Annotated in this window: 19 protein-coding genes; 5 read left to right on the forward strand and 14 right to left on the reverse strand. The window is 57.2% G+C overall.

The window, feature by feature from the left end:
• Nucleotides 1–31: 31 nt before the first annotated feature.
• Complete coding sequence (smc, locus tag VF694_RS03465) at nucleotides 32–3,556, reverse strand: chromosome segregation protein SMC (RefSeq protein WP_440163692.1); 3,525 nt, start codon at nucleotides 3,554–3,556, stop codon at nucleotides 32–34.
• 501 nt (nucleotides 3,557–4,057) lie between these two features.
• Here smc and lplT point away from each other — a divergent pair.
• Nucleotides 4,058–5,368, forward strand: coding sequence for a lysophospholipid transporter LplT (lplT, locus tag VF694_RS03470; protein WP_003801020.1), 1,311 nt, complete (start codon nucleotides 4,058–4,060; stop codon nucleotides 5,366–5,368).
• A 51-nt stretch (nucleotides 5,369–5,419) separates the two neighbouring features.
• On the opposite strand, the gene VF694_RS03475 is transcribed toward lplT, so the two are convergent.
• Nucleotides 5,420–6,331, reverse strand: a complete 912-nt coding sequence (locus VF694_RS03475; RefSeq protein ID WP_003801021.1) for a uracil-DNA glycosylase — start codon at nucleotides 6,329–6,331, stop codon at nucleotides 5,420–5,422.
• On the reverse strand, nucleotides 6,328–7,560 hold the full coding sequence (gene tsaB, locus VF694_RS03480) for a tRNA (adenosine(37)-N6)-threonylcarbamoyltransferase complex dimerization subunit type 1 TsaB (RefSeq protein WP_131070742.1): 1,233 nt from the start codon (nucleotides 7,558–7,560) through the stop codon (nucleotides 6,328–6,330). Before tsaB ends, VF694_RS03475 begins: the two co-directional genes overlap by 4 nt.
• Before the next feature lie 277 nt (nucleotides 7,561–7,837).
• Here tsaB and ompR point away from each other — a divergent pair, with 277 nt between their 5' ends.
• On the forward strand, nucleotides 7,838–8,572 hold the full coding sequence (ompR, locus tag VF694_RS03485; RefSeq protein WP_003801024.1) for an osmolarity response regulator transcription factor OmpR: 735 nt from the start codon (nucleotides 7,838–7,840) through the stop codon (nucleotides 8,570–8,572).
• 104 nt (nucleotides 8,573–8,676) lie between these two features.
• Nucleotides 8,677–10,017 (forward strand): ATP-binding protein, encoded by a 1,341-nt coding sequence (locus VF694_RS03490; protein WP_440163694.1) that lies wholly within the window; start codon nucleotides 8,677–8,679, stop codon nucleotides 10,015–10,017.
• 67 nt (nucleotides 10,018–10,084) lie between these two features.
• On the opposite strand, the gene ispF is transcribed toward VF694_RS03490, so the two are convergent.
• The gene (ispF, locus tag VF694_RS03495; RefSeq protein WP_039943200.1) at nucleotides 10,085–10,570 is read right to left on the reverse strand and encodes a 2-C-methyl-D-erythritol 2,4-cyclodiphosphate synthase; all 486 of its coding nucleotides are present in this window, start codon (nucleotides 10,568–10,570) and stop codon (nucleotides 10,085–10,087) included.
• A complete protein-coding gene (gene ispD / locus VF694_RS03500; RefSeq protein ID WP_003801028.1) occupies nucleotides 10,567–11,268 on the reverse strand; it encodes a 2-C-methyl-D-erythritol 4-phosphate cytidylyltransferase in 702 nt (233 codons plus the stop codon). Before ispD ends, ispF begins: the two co-directional genes overlap by 4 nt.
• A gap of 29 nt (nucleotides 11,269–11,297) precedes the next feature.
• Here ispD and mfd point away from each other — a divergent pair, with 29 nt between their 5' ends.
• Nucleotides 11,298–14,777 (forward strand): transcription-repair coupling factor, encoded by a 3,480-nt coding sequence (gene mfd / locus VF694_RS03505; protein WP_039943202.1) that lies wholly within the window; start codon nucleotides 11,298–11,300, stop codon nucleotides 14,775–14,777.
• Between the two features lie 203 nt (nucleotides 14,778–14,980).
• Here mfd and serB read toward each other — a convergent pair whose 3' ends face one another.
• Nucleotides 14,981–15,832, reverse strand: coding sequence for a phosphoserine phosphatase SerB (gene serB / locus VF694_RS03510; protein WP_039943217.1), 852 nt, complete (start codon nucleotides 15,830–15,832; stop codon nucleotides 14,981–14,983).
• Nucleotides 15,833–16,001: 169 nt separating this feature from the next.
• Here serB and VF694_RS03515 point away from each other — a divergent pair, with 169 nt between their 5' ends.
• Nucleotides 16,002–17,117 (forward strand): NAD(P)H-dependent flavin oxidoreductase, encoded by a 1,116-nt coding sequence (locus tag VF694_RS03515; RefSeq protein ID WP_003801035.1) that lies wholly within the window; start codon nucleotides 16,002–16,004, stop codon nucleotides 17,115–17,117.
• Nucleotides 17,118–17,256: 139 nt separating this feature from the next.
• Here VF694_RS03515 and VF694_RS03520 read toward each other — a convergent pair whose 3' ends face one another.
• The 8 genes from VF694_RS03520 to nuoH are packed head-to-tail and all read right to left on the reverse strand — an operon-like array spanning nucleotide 17,257 to nucleotide 25,363.
• Entirely contained in the window at nucleotides 17,257–17,790 is a 534-nt protein-coding gene (locus VF694_RS03520) for a DUF2818 family protein (protein WP_440163696.1), read from the reverse strand.
• A gap of 12 nt (nucleotides 17,791–17,802) precedes the next feature.
• Nucleotides 17,803–19,281: an NADH-quinone oxidoreductase subunit NuoN gene (nuoN, locus tag VF694_RS03525; protein WP_003801040.1), complete on the reverse strand. Its 1,479-nt coding sequence runs from the start codon at nucleotides 19,279–19,281 to the stop codon at nucleotides 17,803–17,805.
• A gap of 11 nt (nucleotides 19,282–19,292) precedes the next feature.
• A complete protein-coding gene (locus VF694_RS03530; protein ID WP_003801041.1) occupies nucleotides 19,293–20,780 on the reverse strand; it encodes an NADH-quinone oxidoreductase subunit M in 1,488 nt (495 codons plus the stop codon).
• Nucleotides 20,781–20,784: 4 nt separating this feature from the next.
• Entirely contained in the window at nucleotides 20,785–22,797 is a 2,013-nt protein-coding gene (gene nuoL, locus VF694_RS03535) for an NADH-quinone oxidoreductase subunit L (protein ID WP_003801044.1), read from the reverse strand.
• A gap of 15 nt (nucleotides 22,798–22,812) precedes the next feature.
• Nucleotides 22,813–23,121 carry an NADH-quinone oxidoreductase subunit NuoK gene (nuoK, locus tag VF694_RS03540; RefSeq protein WP_003801046.1) on the reverse strand — a complete coding sequence of 103 codons (309 nt, stop codon included), beginning with the start codon at nucleotides 23,119–23,121 and terminating at the stop codon, nucleotides 22,813–22,815.
• 2 nt (nucleotides 23,122–23,123) lie between these two features.
• On the reverse strand, nucleotides 23,124–23,765 hold the full coding sequence (locus VF694_RS03545) for an NADH-quinone oxidoreductase subunit J (RefSeq protein ID WP_003801048.1): 642 nt from the start codon (nucleotides 23,763–23,765) through the stop codon (nucleotides 23,124–23,126).
• Nucleotides 23,766–23,783: 18 nt separating this feature from the next.
• Entirely contained in the window at nucleotides 23,784–24,272 is a 489-nt protein-coding gene (gene nuoI / locus VF694_RS03550) for an NADH-quinone oxidoreductase subunit NuoI (protein ID WP_003801051.1), read from the reverse strand.
• Nucleotides 24,273–24,289: 17 nt separating this feature from the next.
• The gene (gene nuoH / locus VF694_RS03555) at nucleotides 24,290–25,363 is read right to left on the reverse strand and encodes an NADH-quinone oxidoreductase subunit NuoH (RefSeq protein ID WP_003801052.1); all 1,074 of its coding nucleotides are present in this window, start codon (nucleotides 25,361–25,363) and stop codon (nucleotides 24,290–24,292) included.

Below are 25,363 nucleotides of genomic sequence, written 5' to 3' on the forward strand. Positions count from 1 at the left end.
AATCAACACTACCGGATTAAAAAAAACAGGCTTACACATTGCTCATTTGCATGGCCGCGTCCACATCCACCGCCACGATACGGGACACACCTTGTTCTTGCATGGTGACACCAATCAGTTGTTTTGCCATCTGCATGGCAATTTTATTGTGAGAAATAAACAAAAACTGAGTTTGGTCACTCATACTGGCCACCAGATTGGCATAGCGTTCCGTATTGGCATCGTCCAGCGGCGCATCCACTTCGTCCAGCAAGCAAAATGGCGCGGGATTCAGTTTAAAGAAGGCAAAAACCAAGGCCGTCGCGGTCAATGCCTTTTCACCGCCAGAGAGCAAATGAATCGTGCTATTGCGTTTGCCCGGTGGCTGCGCCATCACTTGGACCCCCGCTTCCAGCACTTCGTCGCCCACCATCGTCAGTTTAGCCTCTCCACCACCAAATAGCCGTGGGAAAAGCTCGCCAAAGTGCTGATTAACGATGTTGAATGTTTCCATGAGCAACTGGCGCGTCTCGCGATCGATCTTGCGTATGGCGTCCTCCAGCGTCTCGATGGCATCACTCAGATCCTTGTGCTGCGCATCCAGGTAGGTCTTGCGTTCCTGGGCAGTGGTCAGCTCTTCAAGGGCGGCCAGGTTGACCGGCCCCAGGCTTTCAATCTGGCGTGAAATACGTTGCACTTCCGACTGCAGCCAGCCCACGCGTTGCCATTCTGGTGTTTTTTCCTGTAACAAGCTCCAGAGCTCGGAACGATTTACCTTTCGGCTGTCCAGTTGTTCTGCAAACTGCTCGACCGCCAGGCGCGAGGCTTGTTCCTGCAACTGCAATTCGGTGACCTGCTCACGCAAGGGGCCCAGATTCTTTTCGTGCTCGGCACGGGCCTGCTCATGTTCTCGTAATTGAGCAGCCAGCGTATCGAGCTGGATTTTTGCCAGTCGAACCGCCTCTTCACGCTCGGCGCGCAATTCCAGCGCGTCCTGCAACCCGGCTTGTGCGGCAGAAGCATCCAGATCCAGCAGCTCGCCTTGCAAGCCCTCCAACTGACCGACAGTGCGCTGCGCCTGCTCCTGCGCCAGGGCCAGATTGCGCTCCAACTCGGCCATACGCTGCACCAAGGCGCGCTCGGCAAACCGGGCGTCCTGTACCGCGCGTTCACGCTCATGCACCGTACGCCGGGCCTGCTCGGCCAGCTCCGCGCCCTGTTCGCCATCCATCTGCGCCTGGGCAAACGCCCCCTGATGCTCGGCCAGTTCTTCGTCCAAGGCTTCAAAACGGGCCTCGAATTCCTCACGGTTCGCCTGCAGCTCTTCACGCTGTACCGCCAACTCCTCCAGCTCCTCGTTGATTCGAGAACCTCGCTCCTGCGATTGCTGAGCTTGTTGCGCCAGCTTGGAATACTCCAGTTGCACATCGTGCATGCGGGCCGTCAGCTCACCGACACGGGCCCGGGCGGGAACCAAACCATTGCGAACCTGCTGCAAAGCCATTTCGGCCTGGGTGCTGGCATGCCCAAGCTCATCCACAATCAGTTGGGCACCACGCAGCTCACGCTCCAGATGAGCAATCTCCTGCTGGCGCGCCAACATACCCGCCTGCTCAGAGTCGGGGGCATAAAAGCGAATACTGTAGCGATCCACCACATGGCCATCCCGCACCACGATGGCCATTTGATCCGTCAATTGCTCACGCAAGCTCAAGGCCTGCTTCAAATCTGGGCAGACATAAATCTGCTGTAACCAGTTGTCCAGCAAACTGCGTAAACCGCCGTCCTGCTGTCGCAAAACCGAGCTCAACAAGGGCAGGTCCAAGCCCGCCTTGCCTGACACCCCCGCCTCAGGCAACTGATAAAAACTTAAACGGGCCGGAGGGGCATCACTGGCAAACGCTGCGGCCATATCCAGCCGACGCAGCTCCAACGCCGTCATGCGCTCGCGCAGGACCGATTCCAGCGCCGTTTCCCAACCTTTTTCCACGTCCAGGCTTTGCCAGAGCCGCTTCATGCTCTCCAGCCCATGCTTGGCCAGCCAGGGCTCCAACGTTCCCTTGCGAGCCACATCCTCCTGCAGACGGCTCAGGGCCAGATGGCGTGCCTCCAGACGAGCCATATCCTGCCCGCCTTGCAAGGCCTGTTGCTGGGCTTGCTTGCGCTCTTCTTCGAGCCGGGGCAACTGAGCCTCCAGATGCTGCATGTGTTCCTGGGCCTGCTGCAGCTGGCTCTGCAGCATGTTCAGATCACCTTGCAAACGCTCCAGATTGTCCGGGTCCGGGGCATTGAGTTCGCACAGCTCTTGCCTGAGGCGTTCCTGACGCTGCTCCAGCCCCTGAATCTGCCGGTCGGCATCGCGTTGGGATTGTGCCGCCAGCGCCAGGTTTTGTTCCAGACGAGCCAGGACCATACGCATTTCGTCACGACGCTGAGCCTGCTCGCGTACATGCTGCTCCAGTTCGGGCAAGGCGGCTTGAGCCTCTTCCAGCAGAATCTGCAGCTCTTCCAGCTTTACCGCTGCTTCTTCGCGCTGCTGCTCGCTGTTTTCCAACTCCTGCTGACAGTGCTCCTGCTGCTCGATCCAGTCATGCTGCTGTTGCTCCAGCTGTTCACGACGTTGAGCCATGCGGCTGCGCGAATCGAGCACATGACGGATTTCCGCCTCCAGGCTGGACACTTGGGAACCCGCTTCGTAAAGCTGGCTTTGCGCCAGATGCAAGGCGTCGCCCGCCTGCAAATGAGCCTGTCGTTGCGACTCCAGGGTCGCTTCGGCATGGCGCAAACCGGCAATGGATTGTTCCAACTTGGTCTGAGCCTGCTCAATGGCCAGAAATCGGGCTTTCTGATCGCTCTGCGCGTTGGACTCTTTCAAGAGCCACAATACATTTTGCTTGAGTTCACCGTCTTGCTGCAGATCGCGATATTGACGGGCCACTTCCGCCTGGGCCTGCAGTTTTTCCAACTGCGCATCCAGCTCCCGCTGAATATCCTCAACACGCAGCAGATTTTCACGAGTGTCGCGCAAACGGCTTTCCGTTTCGCGACGGCGCTCCTTGTAGCGCGACACGCCCGCCGCTTCTTCCAGAAATACACGCAGCTCTTCGGGCTTGGCTTCAATCAGGCGGTTAATCATCCCCTGCCCAATGATCGCGTAACCCCGCGCGCCCAGCCCAGTACCCAAAAAGATGTCATGAATGTCACGCCGGCGAACGGCTTGATTATTCAAAAAATAGCTGCTGGTGCCGTCCCGGCTCAGAACACGCCGTACCGAGATTTCGGCATAGGTGCTCCACTGGCCCGAGGCGCGCCCTTCGGAATTATCGAAAACCAGCTCAACCGAAGCTCGCCCAGCCGGTTTGCGTTGCGAGGAGCCATTGAAAATCACGTCCTGCATGGACTCGCCACGCAGTTCTGACGCTTTGCTCTCGCCCAGCACCCAACGCACCGCGTCGATGATATTGGATTTTCCACAGCCGTTGGGCCCGACCACCCCGACCAACTGACTGGGAGTTGGAATGGAAGTCGGGTCCACAAAGGATTTGAAACCGGCTAGTTTGATCTGGGTTAAACGCACAGGGTAGAAATCAGCTCAGAAAAGACCACTTTTGAACAAGCGCACAGGCGCATTTCGATCTGCCTGGCATTGCGAGTCGTATGATACCGCAGCACCTGCCGCCCACAGCAAAGACACGGAAAAAACAAATGAAAACCACCGCAGGATCAGCGAGGTGATAAGGCAGTAAACTAATTGCTGCCGTCAAGACCGGTTTACCCTGCCCGTTCAAGCAGCCAGACGCTGCAGGCCGAGATCTTACAATGGCGCTTTGCCCGCATCGGCCCGGTCTGAAAATTCGAGCATAGAGACAGGCGCAATGAATTTTCTAATACCACTGCCCCCGCAGTCCCTGTTATTCTTGCTCCCCATCTCTGTTCGTAAATTTCGCACCGGCTCAGGCTTTGTCAAGAAACTCAGGGCGAGCAGCCCACGGCAAGCTTGTTCTGTCTGATAGCTGGCTTTGATTCGTGCCCGTGGTCCGGCGACCGCAGTTTGGCGCACACGCATTCGGGATGTATTTTGAATAAAGGATTTTATCTGGTCATGGCCGCGCAGGCATTGTCGTCAGTTGCCGACAATGCCTTGTTGATTGCCGCCATCGCCCTGATCGCAGACCTTCACGGGCCAATCTGGATGGTCCCCATGATGAAATGGTGGTTTGCGCTGTCCTATGTGCTATTGGCCGCGTTTGTGGGAGCCTTTGCCGACTCGTATCCCAAAGGCCGGGTCATGTTCGCCACCAACGCCATCAAGCTGATAGGGTGCATGCTGATGTTCTGCCATCAGTACTTTGGAATGAGCGACTCCCAGCAACTGGTGCTGGTCTTTGTGTCCTACACCCTGGTTGGCGTGGGAGCGGCCGCCTACTCACCAGCCAAGTATGGCATCGTGACCGAAATGCTCAAGCCTGAACAACTGGTCAAAGGCAACAGCTGGATCGAAGGCCTGACAGTCCTATCCATTATCGCAGGCACCGTACTAGGCGGCATCCTGATCAATCCTTCCATTGCAGGCGCCCTGGCCGAACACCCGTTGATTGCCTCCCTGGCGCAGACTCGTGCCGAAGTTGCCATCCTGCTTATTTCCCTGATTTACCTGGCGGCAGCCCTGTGCAATTTGCTCATTCCCCGCACCAATATCCACTATCCACCACAACAGAAAAATCCCGTCCTGCTGCTCAAGGAATTTCGTACCTATGTACAAATTCTGTGGCGTGACAAGCTGGGCCAGATTTCGCTGGCGGTCACCACCTTGTTCTGGGGCGCTGGCGCAACCTTGCAATTCATTGTGATCGAGTGGGGGGCACAGCATCTGGGCTACCGCCTGGATCAGGCTTCGGTTCTGATGGGGGTGGCGGCATTGGGAACCGTCTTTGGCGCGATTTTTGCCGCTCGGGTTCCCTTGAAAAAATCGCTGGCAGTTCTGCCCGTGGGCGTGGCGATGGGCTTTGTCGTGTTGCTCATGCCGCTGGTCCACGAAAAATGGGCTGTCTATACCCTGCTGATGGCTATTGGCGGTCTATCGGGCTTTTTCGTGGTACCCATGAATGCGCTGTTGCAACATCGTGGTCACGTCATGCTCTCGGCAGGCCACTCGATTGCGGTCCAGAATTTCAACGAACAGCTCAATATTCTGTTCATGCTGGCGCTATACAGCCTGCTGCTATGGCTTCGCTTGCCGATCAATTACATCATTGTGTTTTTTGGCCTGCTGGTGGCATCCCTGATGACCGTCTTTATCATGTGGAAAAACGCTAATCTGCGTGAACATCCTGAGCTGGAAGCCTGCATTGGACAGGAAGGTCATGGCCAAGCCCTGACGGCAAAATAAAGAGGTACAGGCAGAGCGCCCTGGGCCTGCCGCTGCGTGGCGGCGACCCGCTCAGGGCTGAGCCTGCAACTGCCGTAACAAGGACAGATCCCGCCAAGCGTTGGCCTTGTGCTGCGGGCGCAGCAAGAGCGAAGCAGGATGGTAAGTCACCACCAAAGGCACGCTACGGCCCAGCGTGTCGGTGTAACTCAGGACCTGACCGCGCAAAGTTTCCAGATCCTGCTCGCAACCACTAAGCGCCATTGCGGCCACATGACCGACCGCCAGCAAACGTCGCGGCTGCACCAGACGAATCTGCGCATCCAGAAAGGCCCGACATGCAGCCAGCTCCTCCGGGGCGGGAGGACGATTTCCCAATGGGCGGCACTTGACCAAATGCGCTTTATAAATCGAGGCGTTAGGAATGGCGCTGTTGAGCATGGCCTGCAACAACAGCCCTGCCTTGCCATCAAAAGGCTGTGCGCTACGATCATCGCTGGTCCCTGGTGCTTCGCCCACAATCATCCAGTCGGGTTCGGCCACCAGCTCTGACCCAAAGACGACCTGCGCACGACCAGTATGCAGGCCACACTCCTGGCATGCCTGTGCCTGCTCCAACAAGCTGGCCATATCCCGCGCCTTCTCGGGCTGAATCAGCACGGCAGGGCGCTGAACCACCTCTTCGACTGGCACGGGAGCCGCTGGTCGGGCCCCCGATTTACGCAATACCGCCAAAGCCTGATCACGCGCTGACAGCGCATCGCTGGCTGCGCCGGAAACAGCGGCCACCGGCACAGGGCGGTCAGCAGGTGGAACCGCCCGCTCAAGTGCGGGGGCCGCAGCCGACGTACCGACTGGCGGCGCAGGTGCTAGCGCTTGAACGGCAGGCTGGGCCTGGGGCAAACGGGCCAGAAAGGCGCGCTCCAGCCCCAGCTCCAACAGCCAGCTACGCTGTAAGGGGGAGATAGGCTGAAAGTCGATCATGCCTCTGCCTTATCGGCCAGGCTCAAGCTCATCAAGACCGCGTCTTCCCGCACGCCTTCTTTGAAAGGGTAATAGTTTTTACGCACGCCATCGGGCTTGAAACCATACTTCTCATACAAACCGATTGCTGCTGCATTTGAGGCCCGCACTTCCAGAACGAGCCGCTCCACTGCGCGCTGTCGTGCCCATTGGAGACCGTCATCGAGCAACTGGCGCGCCAGACCTTGCCGCTGCTGCTCAGGAGCGACCCCGATCAGCAACAGCTCGATCATGTCCGGGGCCTGCAGCCAAATGGCATAGCCCTGTACCTGCCCCTGCTTATGGATGATCCGGCAGCAATACGCTGTGTTACCCAAGGCATCCGTCACGTTGCCCGCCGTCCAGGGGTGGCTTTCCACGCGCCGTTCTATATCCAGCACGGCCGACACATGCCCGGGCTGCATGGCTTCAATTTGCCAGGGCTGATCCAAAGCGGCCGGGTTGCCGCCCAAGCCCTGCTCGCGCTCCGAAATGGTGTAGGCGACTTTTTCGCGCACATACAACGGCATGGCCAGATCAGGAGCAATACCCTTCCCCTGGTCCAGATCATGCAGGGCCAGGCGTGCAACACTGGCGCTTGTCGCGCGCCATGCCGGCCCGACCTGCCAATCGTGCGCCCGTACAGCCGATGTCAGATCGGGGAACTGCTGCAAGGCATCTCCCACCACCAGAATCTGCTGGTGTCTCGCAATCACGCCCTCGGCCTGCAAACGGGCAATCCAATCAGTAAGCTGGGCGGCATCCAGCAACACCGGGCTTTGCTGCACGGTCCAGGCCGTCTGAGCCGACCAACTGTAGACGGCTGCATACACCTCCTGCATGCGCGCATCCTGCGCCACCACATAGGCTGTATTTTCGACCGGTGAACCACTGGCGGCCGCCGCCAGGAGAGAAGACACGGGCAAGACGGGCAGACCCAGCGCAAAGGCCATGCCCTGAGCGACGCCGCAAGCCACGCGCAGACCGGTAAAACCGCCCGGACCCTGCCCGAACGCAATGGCACTTAAGGCCTGCCGGTCAAGGCCGGCCTGCTCCAGCAACTGCTCGGCCATCGGCAAAAGCCGTTCAGCATGATCACCACTGCCCTCGTGGCTCAGCCCCACAAGCGAGATACCCGCAGGTGTGCGAGACAACAAGGTCAGTTCACAGAGATTGGAGGAAGTCTCCAGGGCAAGAATATGTGCATCCATCACGCTATTTTAGTTTAAGCGGACTGAAAATAGGCGGCTCTGAATACACGGGCAAGGACAAAGCCCGGTTCGAAGCAGTCCGGGACAGCTTGTTTGGCGGACGGGCGTTTTATAGACCAGAGCCAAAACGACCAATGAGACTATTTGCTGCCGTACAATCTCGCCGAAGAATGTGCCAAACCTGCCACAAGGCGCATAAATAGTACAAAACACTTAATGTGTAATATTTTTCTACACCCCCCTATACGCGCTTTCTGATGCCTGTTACATTTTCGCTATGAATACGCCGACCCCCCCCCTCACCCGCAAAATCCTTGTCGTTGACGACGATCCACGCTTGCGCGATTTGTTGCGCCGCTATCTGTCTGAACAAGGGTTCAACGTCTTCGTTGCCGAAGACGGTAAAGAAATGGCCAAACTCTGGCAACGCGAGCATTTCGATCTGCTGGTATTGGATCTGATGCTGCCCGGCGAAGATGGCCTGTCCATCTGTCGTCGGCTGCGCGGCGGACACGACAATACTCCAATCATCATGCTCACGGCCAAGGCCGAGGAAATCGACCGCATCGTGGGCCTGGAGATGGGTGCTGATGACTACCTCATCAAACCGTTCAACCCCCGCGAATTGCTGGCCCGTGTCAACGCTATCTTGCGACGCCGTGGTACCGAGGAACACCCCGGCGCACCTAGTCAGGAAAATGAATCGATCGAGTTCGGCCCGTATGTGCTGAACCTGTCCACACGCACACTGACCCGCAACAACGAAGTTGTCCCGATCACCACGGGCGAGTTCTCGGTGCTGAAGGTGTTTGCCCGCCATCCCAAGATCCCCCTGTCACGCGACAAACTGATGGAGCTGGCTCGTGGTCGCGAATATGAAGCCTTTGACCGCAGCCTTGACGTGCAGATTTCGCGTCTGCGCAAGCTGATCGAACCCAATGCCTCCAAACCCGTGTTTATCCAAACGGTGTGGGGCCTGGGCTACGTGTTCGTTCCAGACGGCGGTAACTGACCTTGTCTTCCGGTCAGCAAGAGGGGCGGCCCACCACGGCCGCCCAACGCCGAGCAAGAAAAAACTCGAGTATCCGGCTAGGTTTATTCAGCCGGTCTTTTTTATTGCTTGCCGCGTTAATGCTCGTCAGCCTGGGTGCCTGGCTGCAAGTATTCTTCAGTATGGAAGAAGGACCGCGTGCTGCCCAAATGGCGCAGCGCGTGGCATCCATTGTCAGCATCACCCGCTCGGCTCTGGTGTACGCGCCCCCGGCGGTACGCCCCGCCCTGCTGCTGGATCTGGCCACCAAGGAAAGTCTGCGCGTGCAGCCACGCGAGAACACCGACGAACTTGAACCCTTGCCACGCTCCAATTACTGGCAGCACGTCTCTACCGAAGTGCGTGGCGCACTGGGCAGCCAGACCCTGATCATGTGGTCGGTCAACAGCGTGCCAGGCATCTGGGTTTCCTTTGATATCAATGAAGACCAGTATTGGCTGGTTTTTGACCGCGAACAGTTAAGCCTGACTGCCGGCGTGGAGTGGCTAGGCTGGGGTGCCACCGCCCTGTTGCTGGCCTTGATCGGTGCCGCGGTCAGTGTGCGTTTCGTGAACCGGCCTTTGGCCCAGTTGGCCAAGGTGGCCCAGCAACTGGCCCGTGGCGAGACTCCCAGCACGCTTCCTGAAAAAGGCCCAGTTGAAATCCGCGACATGAATATCGCGTTTAACCGCATGGCTCGGGACATCCGCCAGACAGAGGCGGATAGGGAAATCATGCTGGCCGGTATTTCGCACGACTTGCGCACACCGCTGGCGCGCATGCGTCTGGAAATTGAATTAAGCCAGGTATCGGACGAAACACGCGCCGCCATTGACGAGGACCTGGCCCAGATCGACCACAGTATTGGTCAATTGATGGAATATGCCCGTCCCGCTACGGCTGTCCCTGAACATGGCATTGATGTTTCGGCCGTGCTCAATGACGTCTACGAACGCGAGCGCACGCATACCGAATCGCTGGGTGGGATTTTGACGGCCTCCGTCGAACCCAATCTGTATGCCCGCATCAGCGCCCACGACCTGAAACGTATCGTCTCCAACCTGATCGAAAACGCCCGTCGTTACGGACGCAGTCCCGAAGATGACCGGGCACGCATTGAGCTGTCTGCCCATCAGCACGGCAATATTCTGGTCATTGCCGTCAAGGATCAGGGCGCCGGTATTGCCAAAGGCGACATCCAGCGCCTGCTACGGCCCTTCTCCCGGGGTGTATCCGCGCGTACGGGGGTCAGTGGTGCCGGTTTGGGTTTGGCGATTGTGGAACGTCTCTTGGGCCAGGTAGGTGGGCACTTTGAGCTTATCAGCGCCCCCTCTGAAGGCCTGACAGCCCGCATTCAATTGCCCCGCATCCGCGCCAGTCGTAATGCACCAGGAACACAAGGCGATAAAGACACCAAAAACGCCTGAACCCACCGGGCCTTGGGTTGAAGGCCGCCTGCTTTTTGCCCAAGGCTTTCTTCAACCCTAGGTCCGATCAGGCTCGATACAGCAAGGCGACTGAAGTCACCGCGATCCCTTCCTGGCGCCCCACAAAGCCAATGGCCTCGTTTGTTTTACCCTTGATATTCACACTGCCGGGTTCCAGTTGCAGATCGGCCTCGATATTGGCCACCATCGCCGCAGCATGGGGAGCGATCTTGGGTTTTTGCGCATGAATCGTGGCATCCACATTCCCTACCAACCAGCCCGCAGCACGTACCTGTTCATAAGCATGACGCAGCAGCACGCGGCTATCGGCACCCTTGTATTTCGGATCGGTGTCGGGGAAATGGCGGCCAATATCCCCCAGGCCCGCAGCACCCAGGATGGCATCGGTAATGGCATGCAGCAAGGCATCGGCATCCGAATGCCCCATCAAGCCATGCGTATGCGGGATGGTGACACCGCCCAGAATCAAGGGTCGGCCTTCGCACAGCACATGCACATCAAAACCTTGTCCTACGCGAATCGGCATGCTCATAACCATTTCTCCATCAGTTCAAAATCTTCAGGCCAGGTGACTTTAAAATTCCGCGCCGAACCCAAGATTAATAAGGGTCGGCTACCCGCCAATTCCATGGCGCTGGCTTCATCCGTCACCGCAAAACCCTGTTCTTTAGCCACCTGCAAGGCCTCACGCAAGGCGTGGGCGGGAAACAGCTGGGGAGTCTGCGCTAGCCACAGCCCGTCCCTGTCCACCGTTTCCTGTACCGCGACCGGCTCGGTGGGGGTTGCGCGCTTGACCGTATCAGCAACGGGTAAAGCCAGCAAACCACCGCGTCGCGCTTGCAAGCAGGTATCAATCAGGCGCGCCAGGACTTGCTTGGGCAAACCGGGGCGCGCAGCATCATGAACCAGAACCCAGGCTTGCTCGTCCTTATCCAGGCTCTGCAAGGTATTGAGCACCGTTTCAGCCCGCGTTTGCCCACCACAAGGCAGACAGACCGTGCGCGGCAAATCTTGCAGTGCGTCGGCGGCCCAGATGTCACCGGGGGCCACAGCCACCCGCACCTGGCTGATACGTTCATCGGCCAGCAAAGCCTGTACCGAGCGGCGCAACATGGGCTGCCCGCCCAGCAAACGGTATTGCTTGGGCAAGCCTTGTGCCTTCGTGGCAGAATCCAGGGCGCGCGAGCCGATGCCGGCAGCTGGAACAATTGCAATCAAGGTAGTCTTCATAGGTGGGTGATTTTATAATGACAATCCTGATGGAAACCGAAAAACAGCACTCCCTGTCCCTGCCCAGCACCCAAGATGTGCTGGCTGCCCTACGTCCTGGTCAACGCTACACGCAACCCATGCCTCCGGGCTCCGGGGATGCCTGCCTGATTGCCGACCTGGCCCGCCAGCATAAGGCGCCTATTCTGGTGCTTTGCGCCGACCCCTTGACTGCCCAAAGGCTGGCCGAGGAAATCCTGTTGTTTGGCCCCGCCCTGCGCGTGCGCCAGTTGCCGGACTGGGAAACGCTGCCCTACGATAGCTTCTCCCCTCATCAGGACCTGATCTCAGAGCGCCTGCGCACCTTGCATGCCTTGACCATGCACGAAGTCGATGTACTGACCGTCCCGGTCACAACCGCCCTGTATCGGCTGGCGCCACCTTCTTTTCTGGCGGCCTATACCTTTTCCTTCCGTCAGGGTGATGAACTGGATGAAGCGCAGCTACGCGCCCAGTTGATGCTGGCCAATTACACGCACATGACCCAAGTCAGTGCCCCGGGCGAATTCAGCATCCGCGGCGGTCTGATTGACCTGTTTCCAATGGGTTCCGTGCTGCCCTACCGTCTGGACCTGTTCGACAACGAGATCGAAAGCATACGCAGCTTTGATATCGATACCCAGCGCAGCCTCTATCCGGTCAAGGAAATTCAGCTATTACCCGGTCGCGAGTTCCCCATGGACGAAGAAGCGCGCACCCAGTTTCGGGCCCGTTTCCGCGAGTTCTTTGAGGGTGATCCGTCGCGCGCCCTGCCCTATAAGGACGTAGGCAACGGCATTGCCTTTGCGGGCATTGAATACTACCTGCCGCTGTTCTTTGAAGAAACGGCGACCTTGATGGACTACGTGCCAGAAGGCAGCCTGGTGATCACGCACGGGGACGCGCAAAACGCCATCGCCCGATTCCAAAGTGATACGCACAGCCGCTTCTCGTTCCTGAAGAACGACCGTGAACGCCCGATCCTGCCACCTGAAAGCCTGTTTCTGTCCGATGAGCAGTTTTTCAATGGCATCAAGCCTTTCTGCCGTCTGAGCCTGAGTGCTCAGGCCGACAATCAGCCGATTGCTCACCCGGACTTTGAAGCCTTGCCCGTCGTGGCGGTCAACCGACGGGATAAAGACCCGCTGGCCCAACTGCGGCAAGAAGTCCTGGACCCGAGAAATCGCACCGTCTTGTGCGCCGACTCGGCTGGCCGGCGGGAAACACTGCTGCAAATGCTGCGCGAGCACAATCTGACGCCCGCGTCAGACTGCCAGAACCTGACGGATTTTCTACAGTCAGACGCGGCTTTTGCCTTGGTCGTTGCGCCCTTGTCTCGCGGCTTTGCCCTGATTCATGACAATCTGAGCCTGCTCACCGAAAATGATCTCTACCCTACCCAGACACGCACGCAAAGCAGCCGCCGCCGCAACGAACGCAGCAGCGATGTCGAGGCCATGGTGCGGGACTTGTCCGAGCTGCGTGAAGGTGACCCGGTAGTCCATGCCGAGCATGGCATTGGCCGCTATTGCGGCCTGAAAGAAATGGATTTGGGTGAAGGCCCGGTCGAATTTCTGCATCTGGAGTACGCCAAAGGCAGCACACTTTATGTTCCCGTTGCTCAGTTGCATGTGATCGCCCGCTACAGCGGCGCCGATCCCGAGCATGCCCCGCTGCATCAACTGGGCTCGGGTCAATGGGACAAGGCCCGCCGTCGTGCCGCCAAGCAAGCACGCGACAGTGCGGCTGAGCTGCTGGCCCTGTACGCCCAGCGAGCCGCCCGTGAAGGTTTCAAATTCAAGCTGCCCCTCAATGACTACCAGGCCTTCTCCGAAGGTTTTGGTTTTGAAGAAACCCCGGATCAGGCCGCCGCTATCGAAGCGGTCATCAACGATATGACGTCCGGCCAGCCCATGGATCGTCTGGTCTGCGGGGATGTGGGTTTTGGCAAGACCGAGGTTGCGCTGCGCGCTGCCTTCCTGGCGGTAGCCAATGGCAAACAGGTAGCCTTGCTCTGCCCGACCACCTTGTTGGCCGAGCAGCATGCCCAAACCTTCTCGGATCGCTTTGCCGACTGGCCCATCCGGGTTGCCGAGCTGTCCCGCTTTCGTTCCACGAAACAAACCCAGGCCGCCATCGCAGGACTTCAGGACGGCAGTGTGGATATTGTCATTGGAACGCACAAGATCCTGTCGCCCGATGTGCGCTTCAAGCATCTGGGCCTGGTCATCATCGACGAAGAACACCGTTTCGGCGTGCGCCAGAAAGAGGCCTTGAAGCAGCTACGTGCCGAAGTCGATATCCTGACCCTGACCGCAACCCCTATTCCACGCACCCTGGGCATGTCCCTGGAAGGCATACGGGACTTTTCCGTGATTGCCACAGCGCCACAAAAACGTCTGGCAATCAAAACCTTTGTCCGTCGTGAAGATGGCAGCACCATACGCGAAGCGCTGCTGCGCGAACTGAAACGCGGGGGTCAGGTCTACTTCCTGCACAACGAAGTCGAGACCATCCATAACCGTCGTGCCCGGTTGGAGGAATTGGTCCCGGAAGCCAGCATTGCCGTGGCCCATGGTCAAATGCCTGAGCGCGAGCTGGAAGCCGTCATGAAAGGCTTCTATCAAAAGCGCTACAACGTACTGCTATGTACCACCATTATTGAAACCGGCATTGATGTACCCACGGCCAATACCATCGTCATTCACCGTGCCGATCGTCTGGGTCTGGCACAGCTGCACCAGTTGCGTGGCCGCGTTGGCCGCTCCCACCACCAGGCCTATGCCTATTTGCTCACCCCAGGTGAGGACGCCATCACCAGCAATGCGAAAAAACGGCTGGAAGCGATTCAAGCCATGGAAGAGCTGGGTGCAGGCTTTTTCCTGGCCATGCACGATCTGGAAATTCGAGGTGCGGGGGAAGTGTTGGGCGAATCCCAGTCCGGCGACATTCAGGAAGTAGGCTATTCCATGTATGCGGATATGCTCAATACGGCCGTCAAAGCCCTGAAAGCGGGGGAGGAACCTGACCTGGATTCGCCCTTCGCCTTGCAATGCGAGGTCAATCTGCATACCTCCGCCCTGCTGCCCGCCAACTACTGCCCCGATGTCAATGCCCGTCTGGGGCACTACAAGACGCTCTCGCACGCCCGCACTGAGGACGACCTGATCCACATTCATGAAGAGCTGATCGACCGCTACGGCCTGCTGCCGGAGGCCGGCGAGAACCTGCTGGCCGTGCATCGTTTGCGCATCAAGGCCGAGCCCTTAGGTATTGTGAAGATTGATGCCAGTGAATCACAGGCGACGATTCAGTTTTCCTCCAAACCCAATGTAGATGCCGTCAGCATTATTGAACTGGTGCAGAAGAACAAACAGGTTCGACTGGCCGGCCCGGACAAACTGAAGATTGATATCACCAAAGGTGAAGAAATCAAGAATCGCATTCAGGCCGTACGCAATGTCTTGAACAGCTTGCGCCAAGAGAAGTAAGCCTTAATCGTCACGCTGGATGCAAAAAGAGCGCTGGACAAAGACAGCGCTCTTTTATGTTTGACCGTAACGCCCCTGACTGATGCATTTAGGCCTGCGAACCGAAACTTCTCAATACAGCCCCACTCCGGGTGCGGATGGACTGAAGCTAACATCCACCCTCCGATTTTGTAGCGCCAAACCACGCTGACGGTTCGTGTCCCTCACACGTCCAAACGGAACCAGTTCAATACGGCATCCAAGGGAGAATGATTCAAGGCAAAGCGGGCCTGCTCCTGCACGACAGGTTTGGCACGGTAAGCGACCGAGTACTTGGCCTTGGACATCATGGGCAGATCATTGGCCCCATCACCGATTGCAATACACTGCTCGGGGCTTGCCCCCAGATCGGCAGCCAACTCCTGCAAGAAGCGCGCCTTGGCCTGCCCATCCACAATGGCACCCAAGACTTTGCCAGTCAATTTACCGTCCACCACTTCCAAGGTATTGGAGTGGGCAAAACTCAGGCTGAAGCGATCTTTCATGCGCTCCGTAAAGAAAGTGAAGCCGCCCGACACCAGCAAGGTCTTCACGCCGTGCGCATGCGCGGTTGCGATCAGGCGCTCAGCCCCGGGATTGGGCTGCAAACGCTCTTCATAAACACGGCTCAGATCGCTGACCGGCACCCCTTCCAGAAACGCCACTCGACGAACCAGGCTTTCAGAAAAATCCTTGATCTCGCCCCGCATCGCCGCTTCAGTAATCGTGGCAACCTGCTCTTTGCGGCCCGCCATATCGGCAATCTCGTCAATGCATTCGATATTGATCAGCGTGGAATCCATGTCCATAGCCAACACGCGCATATCCTTGAGGCGATCGATCTGCTCCAGAAAGGCAAAGTCCATCGCGCCGCTCTTGCACAGGGTCTGCACGTCAGCACACTGCGAGGCATCCGCACCCAGAACGCGGACTGCAGTGGGGCCCAGTTCCTGCACGCCATCGGCTTGCACCACTGCCGCAATTTTTTCGATGATGGCGCTGTCAAGGCGCGGCCCTTGAAGAATGAGATGAGACATCAGATCGTCCACAAAGCAAAAATACAGCACAGGCACTGTGCCAAAAAACCAGTATTGTAGCCTGCCAACGGTCAGTCACAGCCTGGCCTTCACGCATCCCTGTCAGTTTTCAGTCTGAACTCATCCTGCTACGATAAACGCTATTGCGAAATGACCGAGGACGCCCTCCATGTACATCTGGCCCAACCATAGCTTGCTCGATCTGCTCCACATCGAACACCCCATTGTCCAATCTCCCATGGCCGGTGCCCAAGACAGCGAGTTGGCCATCGCAGTCGCTCGTGCCGGTGGCCTTGGCTCCCTGGCTTGCGCCATGCTCAGCCCGGACCAGATTCGTGAACAAGTGGCGCTATTTCGGCAAGCCGTCTCAGCGCCCATCAATCTGAACTTTTTTTGCCATGAAGATCTGCGTTTGGAGCCAGAGGCCCTGCAGGAATGGCGCTTGCGACTGATGCCCTACTACCAGGAATATGGGCTGGACCCGAACCAGGAGCTGCCCAAGGCGGCACGCGCGCCTTTCTCGCCGGTTCATGCTGAACTGGTGGAAGCGATCCGGCCCGAGGTGGTCAGCTTCCATTTTGGCCTGCCCACCGCTGACCTGGTTGAGCGCGTCAAAAAATCCGGCGCTTTGGTCATGTCCAGTGCCACTACCACCGCCGAAGCTGTCTGGCTGCAAGAACACGGTGCCGATATCATCATCGCCCAAGGCGTCGAAGCAGGCGGCCACCGCGGCATGTTTCTTGATAATAAAGTTCATACTCAAGTGGGCACCCTGTCTTTGGTTCCTCAGATTGCCGACGCCGTAAGCATTCCTGTCATCGCGGCTGGCGGCATTGCCGACGGACGGGGCATTGCGGCAGCGCTGGCCTTAGGAGCCTGTGCCGCCCAGATTGGGACCGCCTACCTGTTCTGCCCTGAGTCCAAGATCAGCCCACTACACCGTGAGGCCTTGGGACAGAGCCGCTCGGATGGAACAGCGCTGACCAATCTATTCTCCGGCCGCCCCGCCCGCAGTATCCGCACTCGTCTGATGGACGAAATCGGCCCATTAAGTGACAGCGCTCCTGTGTTTCCTCATGCTGGTTCCGCGCTGAGCCCCTTGCGTATCGAAGCGGAGAAACAAGGCCGCAGCGAGTTCACCTCTCTGTGGAGCGGTCAAAGCGCAGCATTGGGCCGCGCACTGCCTGCTGAGCAATTAACCTTGGTACTGGCTCAAGAAGCTCAGGGCGTATGTAAACGTCTGGGTTTGGCCGGCGCGACTCATGCCCCCCTGGATCAGCCCTGATTAAGGCCAGACCTTGCGACCTGAAGGGCCAGGCCCCCGTCCACACTGGCCGACAGACGGACTAAGTCACACATCCGAGACCTCCCCAAAAAAAAACTCGCAAATAGTTTTGCGAGGTTTTTTTTTACACGTGCCAGTCTTAGTCAAATTTACCCTTGGGATGACGCATCAAGTAGCGATACACAAAGCCGGGGTAGGCCATGACCAAAAACAAAGCGAAAGTAATGGTGTAAAACACCCAGGTCTGCTTGAACGGATTACCAATGCTGGCTTCAAAGGCAAAACCAAATGCGCCCACCATACCGTACAAGGCACACACCTCCAGAAGGCGGGACAGAAAGCCCTTGGAGATCTGTTGATGGCGAGCACGCCACGCGGGAAAGAAAAACAAAGCAGCCGCTAACGCTAAGCCTAGAAGCAGCTTGCCTACCATGAGCGGCAAGGAATTCAGACCCGAGCTGGACGCAATCAAGGTGTAAATGCCCAGTCCCAAAGCCGCCAGGACAAGCAGATACACCAGACCGACTATCAGTTGCAGCCAGGGCGAAAGACCAGACCGTTCGCCCGGCAAGGACCAAGGCAATACCAGCAAGGGCTTTTCCACGAGAAACGGCAGATTAGCCGTTATCACGGAAAGAACAATCAAGACCCAGATGGAAAGGCTTTGGTCCATGGGGCTACCTATTTAAAACTGCAAGGAAGACTGGATCACGCGGATGCAGGTATCCATCAGACCGCCGGGCAACAAACCCAGGCCGATAATCAGCACACCATTTACCAGCATGACCAGCTTGGTCAACAAACCGGTTGCCACCGGATGCTCTTCCCCTTCGGGCTCGTCGAAGTAAACCACCTTCACAACGCGCAAATAGTAGAAGGCGCCGATCAAGGACATGATCACGGCAAACACGGCCAGCCAGATATAACCTGCGCCCACCACCGCCTGCAGCACACTGAGCTTGGCGGCAAAACCGGCCAGCGGAGGAATGCCAGCCAGGGAGAACATGGACAACAGCCAGACCAATGCCAGACCGGGATTGCGACGGTTCAGACCTTTGAGATCGCTGATGTTTTCACATTCAAAACCGCGACGGCTCAGGATCAGAATCAGACCGAAGGTGCTCAGCGTGGTCAGCACGTAGATCACCACGTAGAACAGCGAGGCACCATAGGCTTGAGAGTGAGTCTCGCCGTCAAACACGCCTGCCAGCAAGCCCAGGAAAATGAAACCCATGTGCGAGATGGTCGAATACGCAAGCATACGCTTGAGATTCTTTTGCATGATCGCAGTCAGGTTACCCAAGGCCAGCGACAGCACAGCCATGATCAGCAACATAGGCTGCCAATCCACGGCAATACCGTGCAGGGCTTCAACCAGGAAGCGCATGGTTACCGCAAACGCAGCCAGTTTGGGAGCAGCACCGATAATCAGGGTGACCGTGGTCGGAGCGCCTTGATAGACGTCCGGTGTCCACATGTGGAAAGGAGCGGCCGTCAATTTGAAAGCCAGACCTGCCACCACAAACACCACACCGAAGACCAGCGCCAGACGCTCGGCCTGACCATTGGCAATCACTTCAGCAATGCGTGGGAACTCCAGATGACCGGTAGCGCCAAAAATCATGGACATACCGTACAGCAAGATACCCGATGCCAACGCACCCAGAACGAAGTACTTGAGCGCTGCTTCGATGGACTGACGATGTTCGCGACGCAAGGCAACCAGTGCGTACAGCGCGAAGGACATCAACTCCACACCCAGATAGGCGGTCAACATGCTGTTGGCCGAAATCATGATCATCTGGCCCAGCAGAGCCATCAGAGTCAGGGTATAGAGCTCACCGCCACGCTCCATCATGTCACGCTGTTCAGCGTACTCACGACCGTAAATCAGGGTAGCGGCCACAGCGGCACACGAGAGCAGCTTCAGGAAGTGCGCCATTTCGTCAACGACGAACAGACCACCGAACGAGACGCCGTTCACACCCTTGGACCATTGCCAGGCCACACTGGCCGCAACCACGGCAAGCGTCAGCAGGCTAAGAACAAAGGTCGAGTGGCGCTGTTTGTGTGTGCTGAACGCATCAAAAATCAGCACACACGAAGCCAGAACCAGGAGCAGGATCTCGGGCAAAGCCAGAGAAAAGTTAAAGGTAGTATCCATAGTGATTCGGCCTACAGTTTCGAGATGGAGACGTGTTGCAGCAACGCTTCAACCGAAACGTGCATGACCTCGGTGAATGGCTTGGGATACACACCCATGCCCAACACCGCAATCGCCATTACGCCAAGAACGAAGAACTCACGGCCGCTCAGATCGCTCATGCCAGCCACCTTGTCATTACCCACGGGGCCAAAAGCCACGCGCTTGAGCATCCACAACGAGTAGGATGCACCGGTAATCAAAGCAGTGGCTGTCAACAAACCGATCCAGAAGTTGTATTCGACCGCACCCATGATGACGGTGAACTCACCGATAAACCCGCTGGTGCCAGGCAAACCACTATTGGCCATGGAGAACAGCACGAAGAAGGTGACAAAGCGCGGCATAACCTTGACCACACCACCGTAATCGGCAATCTGGCGGCTATGCAGGCGGTCGTACAAGACACCAATACACAGGAACATGGCGCCAGAGACAAAACCGTGCGAGATCATTTGCATGATCGCACCTTCCATCCCCGTGGTGTTGAACACGAAAAAGCCCAGCGTGACAAAACCCATGTGAGCCACAGAGGAATACGCCACCAGCTTTTTCATGTCGTCCTGAACAATGGCAACCAGACCGATATAGATCACCGCGACCAGGGACAGGGCAATGATGATGCCGGCCAGACCTTGGGAGGCATCAGGCGCAATCGGCAGGGAAAAGCGCAGGAAGCCGTAAGCACCCAGTTTCAGCATGATGGCAGCCAGAACCACGGAACCGCCCGTGGGCGCTTCCACGTGAGCATCGGGCAACCAGGTGTGAACGGGCCACATAGGCACTTTCACGGCAAACGCCATAAACAGCGCAGCAAAGATCATCACCTGCGTGGTGTAATCCAGCGGCACTTTGTGCCAGGTCAGGATATCGAAGGTACCGCCAGACACATTCCACAAATAGATGAATGCAATCAGCGTCAGCAAGGAACCCAGCAGGGTGTACAGGAAGAACTTGACCGAGGCATAAACGCGGTTGGGGCCACCCCAGATACCGATGATCAGATACATCGGGATCAGCGTGGCTTCAAAGAACACGTAAAACAGCAAGCCATCCAGAGCCGCGAACACACCTACCATCAGACCCGACAGGATCAGGAAGGCGCCCATGTACTGGGCCACACGGCTGGTGATCACCTGCCAGCCCGCCAGCACCACAATCACAGTGATGAAGGCGGTCAGCAGAACAAACCACATGGAAATCCCGTCCACGCCAAGGTGGTAATTCACCTTGAAGGCGTCAATCCAGGGAGCCAGTTCGACAAACTGCATGTCAGCCGTGGCGGGATTAAAGCCCGTGTACAGAGGAATCGTGACAATCAGACCGGCAATCGAACCCAGCAGCGCCAGCCAGCGGGTGAAGGTGGGACGATCATCACGCCCCAGAGCCAGCACCAACAGGCCAGCGACGATAGGTACGAAAATCGCCAGCGTTAACCAAGGAAGAGTAGAAGACGCCATATCGCTAGCCATTTACCGAACTCGCCAGTACAAAAAAGGTTAAGAGCGCCAGAATCCCGAGGATCATGGCAAAGGCATAGTGGTAGACATAGCCGGACTGGATATGACGGCTGATTGCAGCCACCCAGCCCACCACGCGCGCACTACCATTGACCACCAGGCCGTCGATCAGGCCGCGGTCAGCACCTTTCCAAAGGCCCGTACCCAGGCAGCGAACGCCGCGAGACAGCACCTGCTCGTTGAACCAGTCAACGTAGTACTTGTTCTCCAGGATACGGTAGATAAAAGAGCAGTTCTTCTTGATGGCTGCAGGCAAGGCAGGATTGACCAGGTACATGTACCAGGCCACCACCGCACCAGCCACAACCAGCCAGAATGGCAAGGTCACAAAGCCGTGCAGAGCGTAAGCCATCCAGTCAGTCCAATGGCTGGCCAGGGTCGCCATGGCAGGATGATCCGGCAGAACCGTCACAATACCGTCAAAGTAGCCACCGAACAGCAAGGGTTCAACGAACCAGATACCGGCGAAAATGGACGGAATGGCCAGCAGAACCAAAGGCAGTGTCACCACCCAAGGCGACTCGTGCGGATCACCACCATGAGCGTGATGATCGTCATGACCATGATGCTCATCGTGCTTGACGTCACGGAAGCGCTCTTTGCCGTGGAACACCAGGAAGTACAGACGGAAGGAGTACAGCGAAGTGACGAACACACCGATCAGTGTGGCGTAGTAAGCGTAGGTCGAACCCCAGATACCGGCGTCGCCTGCCGCTTCGATGATGTGCTCTTTCGAGTAGAAGCCCGAGAAGAACGGCGTGCCCACCAGAGCCAGCGTACCGATCAGGAACGTCAGCCAGGTGATTGGCATGTACTTGCGCAGACCACCCATGTTGCGGATGTCCTGATCGTGATGCATGCCAATGATGACCGAACCAGCACCCAGGAACAGCAAGGCTTTGAAGAACGCGTGCGTCATCAGGTGGAACACCGCCGCCGAGTAGGCCGACGCCCCCAGAGCCACGGTCATGTAACCCAGCTGGGACAAGGTGGAGTAAGCCACAACACGCTTGACGTCGTTCTGGATAATACCCAGCAGGCCCAGGAACAAGGCACCCGTAGCACCGATCACGATAATGAAGGACAAGGCGGTCGTCGACTGCTCAAAGACAGGCGAGAAACGGGCCACCATGAAGATACCGGCCGTCACCATGGTCGCGGCGTGAATCAGCGCCGAGATAGGAGTGGGACCTTCCATGGAATCTGGCAACCAGCTGTGCAAAGGCACCTGAGCCGACTTACCCATGGCACCCACAAACAGGGCCAGGGCGGCCACCGTCAGCAATTGCCAGTCAGTACCGGGGAATGTCAGGGTACTCAGTTCCTGAACCTTGGCGAACACGTCGCTGTAGTTCATCGAACCGGTGTAGGCATAGAGCAGACCGATACCCAGGGCAAAGCCGAAGTCACCCACACGGTTGACCAGAAAGGCCTTCATGTTGGCAAAAATAGCGGTCTTGCGCTCGTACCAGAAACCGATCAGCAGGTAGGACACCAGACCCACTGCTTCCCAACCGAAGAACAGCTGCAGCATGTTGTTGGACATGACCAGCATCAGCATCGAGAAGGTAAACAGCGAGATGTAGGAGAAAAAGCGCTGATAGCCCGGATCGTCCTTCATGTAGCCAATGGTGTAGATGTGAACCATCAGCGACACGGACGTCACCACGACCATCATCAGGGCGGTGAGCTTGTCGATCAGAAAACCGATATCCCACTGGATGCTGCCAATGGTGATCCAGGTGTAGACCGGACCATTGAACGTCTGGCCTTCCAGGACCTGCAGCAAGACCATGACCGAGCCGATAAAGGAAATCAGCACGCCCGCGATCGTGATCAGGTGAGCGCCTGTCTTGCCGACAAATCGACCCAGAAAGCCGGTACCGAACAAACCGGCTAGCGCCGAGCCCACCAGGGGAGCAAGCGCAATCGTTAAGTAAAGATTTATGGAGTTCATTAGTGTGCTATCCCATCAACCCTTGAGCTGGTCGAGATCCTGGACATTGATCGAATTAAGGTTACGGAACAACAGAACCAGAATTGCAAGACCAATGGCCGCCTCGGCCGCAGCGACCGTCAGGACGAAAAAGACAAACACCTGACCTGCCTCATTGCCCATCCACGTGGAGAAGGCCACGAAATTCATGTTGGCCGACAAAAGAATCAGCTCAACAGACATGAGCAAAACAATCAGGTTGCGACGGTTCAGGAAAAAGCCAAACAGGCCAATCGTGAACAGCACAGCGCCCAGGACCAAATAGTGCGCAAGCGTCAGCGTCATCATCATTTGTCTCCTGGCACGACAGCGTCAGCCGAACTGGACACCGACGGCTTTTCGGTTTGAGAAGGAATGGAAACCATGCGCAGACGGTCTTTCGAGCGAACCTTGACCTGTTCGCTGGAAACGGTGCGTTTGACGCCTTCACGTTTACGCATCGTCAGTGCAATGGCCGAGATCATGCCAACCAGCAGCACAATACCGCCCAGCAAAACAGCCAGGACGTACTGGGAATACATCAGCTCGCCAATAACGCGCGTGTTGTTGTAATCCGCAGCCACGGCTGCAGCAGGGGCAGTGGTGAACCACAGCTTGGTCAGCACAAAGCCCATTTCCAGAACCATGATGGCGCCGATCAACAGCCCCATAGGCACGTAAGCCTTGAATTTCTGGGCAGCGGACTCCTGACGCACATCCAGCATCATGATGACGAACAGGAACATCACCATCACGGCACCCACGTAAACCACAACCAGCAGCAGGCCCAGGAACTCGGCCCCCATCGTGATCCACATCATGGCAGCGGTGAAGAACACCAGAATCAAATGCAATACGGCTGTAACCGGGTTCTTGGCGGCGATCACGCGATACGCGGCCACCACCATCACCAGCGCCAGCACATAAAACAGAACAGTAGTAAATAACATGAGTGTAGAGCTCCGGCCTTAGCGATAAGGTGCATCTGCGGCACGACGACGAGCGATCTCGTCTTCGTAGCGGTCACCGATAGCCAGCAGCATGTCCTTGGTGTAGTACAAATCGCCGCGTTTTTCACCGTGGTATTCGTGAATATGCGTTTCCACGATCGAATCGACCGGGCAGCTTTCCTCACAGAAACCACAGAAAATACACTTGGCCAGATCGATGTCATAACGTGTGGTGCGGCGGGTGCCGTCCTCGCGCTCTGCCGATTCGATGGAGATGGCCATGGCGGGACAGACGGCCTCGCACAGTTTGCAGGCGATGCAGCGCTCCTCGCCGTTCTCGTAGCGACGCAAAGCGTGCAGACCGCGAAAACGTGGCGAAGCGGGCGTGGTCTCAACGGGGTAACGCAGCGTCACTTTACGCTTGAAAAAATACTTCCCCGTCAGGCGCATGCCTTTGAGCATCTCGGACAGCATCAGGCTGCCGAAGAAATCTTTGATTGCTTCCATAATCTTGCCCCTTAGCCTTAATGCCAGATGTTCCAGGGCGTCTGCATCCAGATCGCCACAATAACCAGCCAAACACCGGTCAGCGGGATAAATACTTTCCAGCCCAAACGCATGATCTGGTCATAGCGGTAACGTGGGAACGTCGCACGGAACCAGATGAACATGGAGACGACGACAAAAGTCTTCAGCCCCAGCCACAACCACCCCGGAATCCAGGTGAAGGGAGCGAACTCGACAATCGGAGTCCAGCCACCCAAGAACATGATGGACGCCAGCGCCGACAGGAAAATCATGTTGGCGTACTCACCCAGGAAGAACAGAGCGAAACCCGTACCGGAGTACTCCACCATGGGACCGGCCACAATTTCCGATTCGCCTTCCACCACGTCAAAGGGGTGACGGTTGGTTTCAGCAACAGCGGAAATCACGTAGATCACAAACAGTGGCAGCAAGGGCAGCCAGTTCCAGGACAGGAAGTTCAAGCCCTTGTCCGCAAAATAACCCTGGGTCTGACCGACCACGATGCCCGACAGATTCAAGGTGCCGGAAACCAGCAACACCGTGATCAAGACAAAACCGATGGCCAGTTCGTAGGACAGCACCTGAGCAGCTGCACGCAGACCGCCCAGCAAGGCGTACTTGGAGTTGGATGCCCAACCCGCCACGATCACACCATACACACCCAGCGAGGTGATCGCCAGAATGTAGAGCAGACCGGCGTTCACGTCAGACAGCACCACATCGGGGCTAAAAGGAATCACAGCCCAGGCGGCCAGAGCGGGCATCAGCGTCACGACGGGTGCCAGCAGGTACAGGACCTTGTTGGACTTCGCAGGAACGATCAGCTCTTTGGTCAGAAGTTTGAAAACATCAGCAAAAGGCTGCAGCAGGCCGCGGTAACCGACACGGGTCGGTCCCAGACGAACGTGCATGAAGCCAATCATCTTGCGTTCCCAATAGGTCAGGTAGGCAACACACAGAATGACGGGCACCGCAATAGCGACAACCTTCAGCAGCGTCCACACCACATACCATGCATCCGGACCCAGCAGGTCCGTACCGTAGCTATTGATGGCAGAGAGAAAATCCAT

Origin of the sequence: Alcaligenes sp. Lyrl_28 (genome assembly GCF_051948705.1) — a bacterium.
In the GTDB taxonomy this organism is placed as follows: Bacteria; Pseudomonadota; Gammaproteobacteria; order Burkholderiales; family Burkholderiaceae_B; genus Alcaligenes; species Alcaligenes ammonioxydans.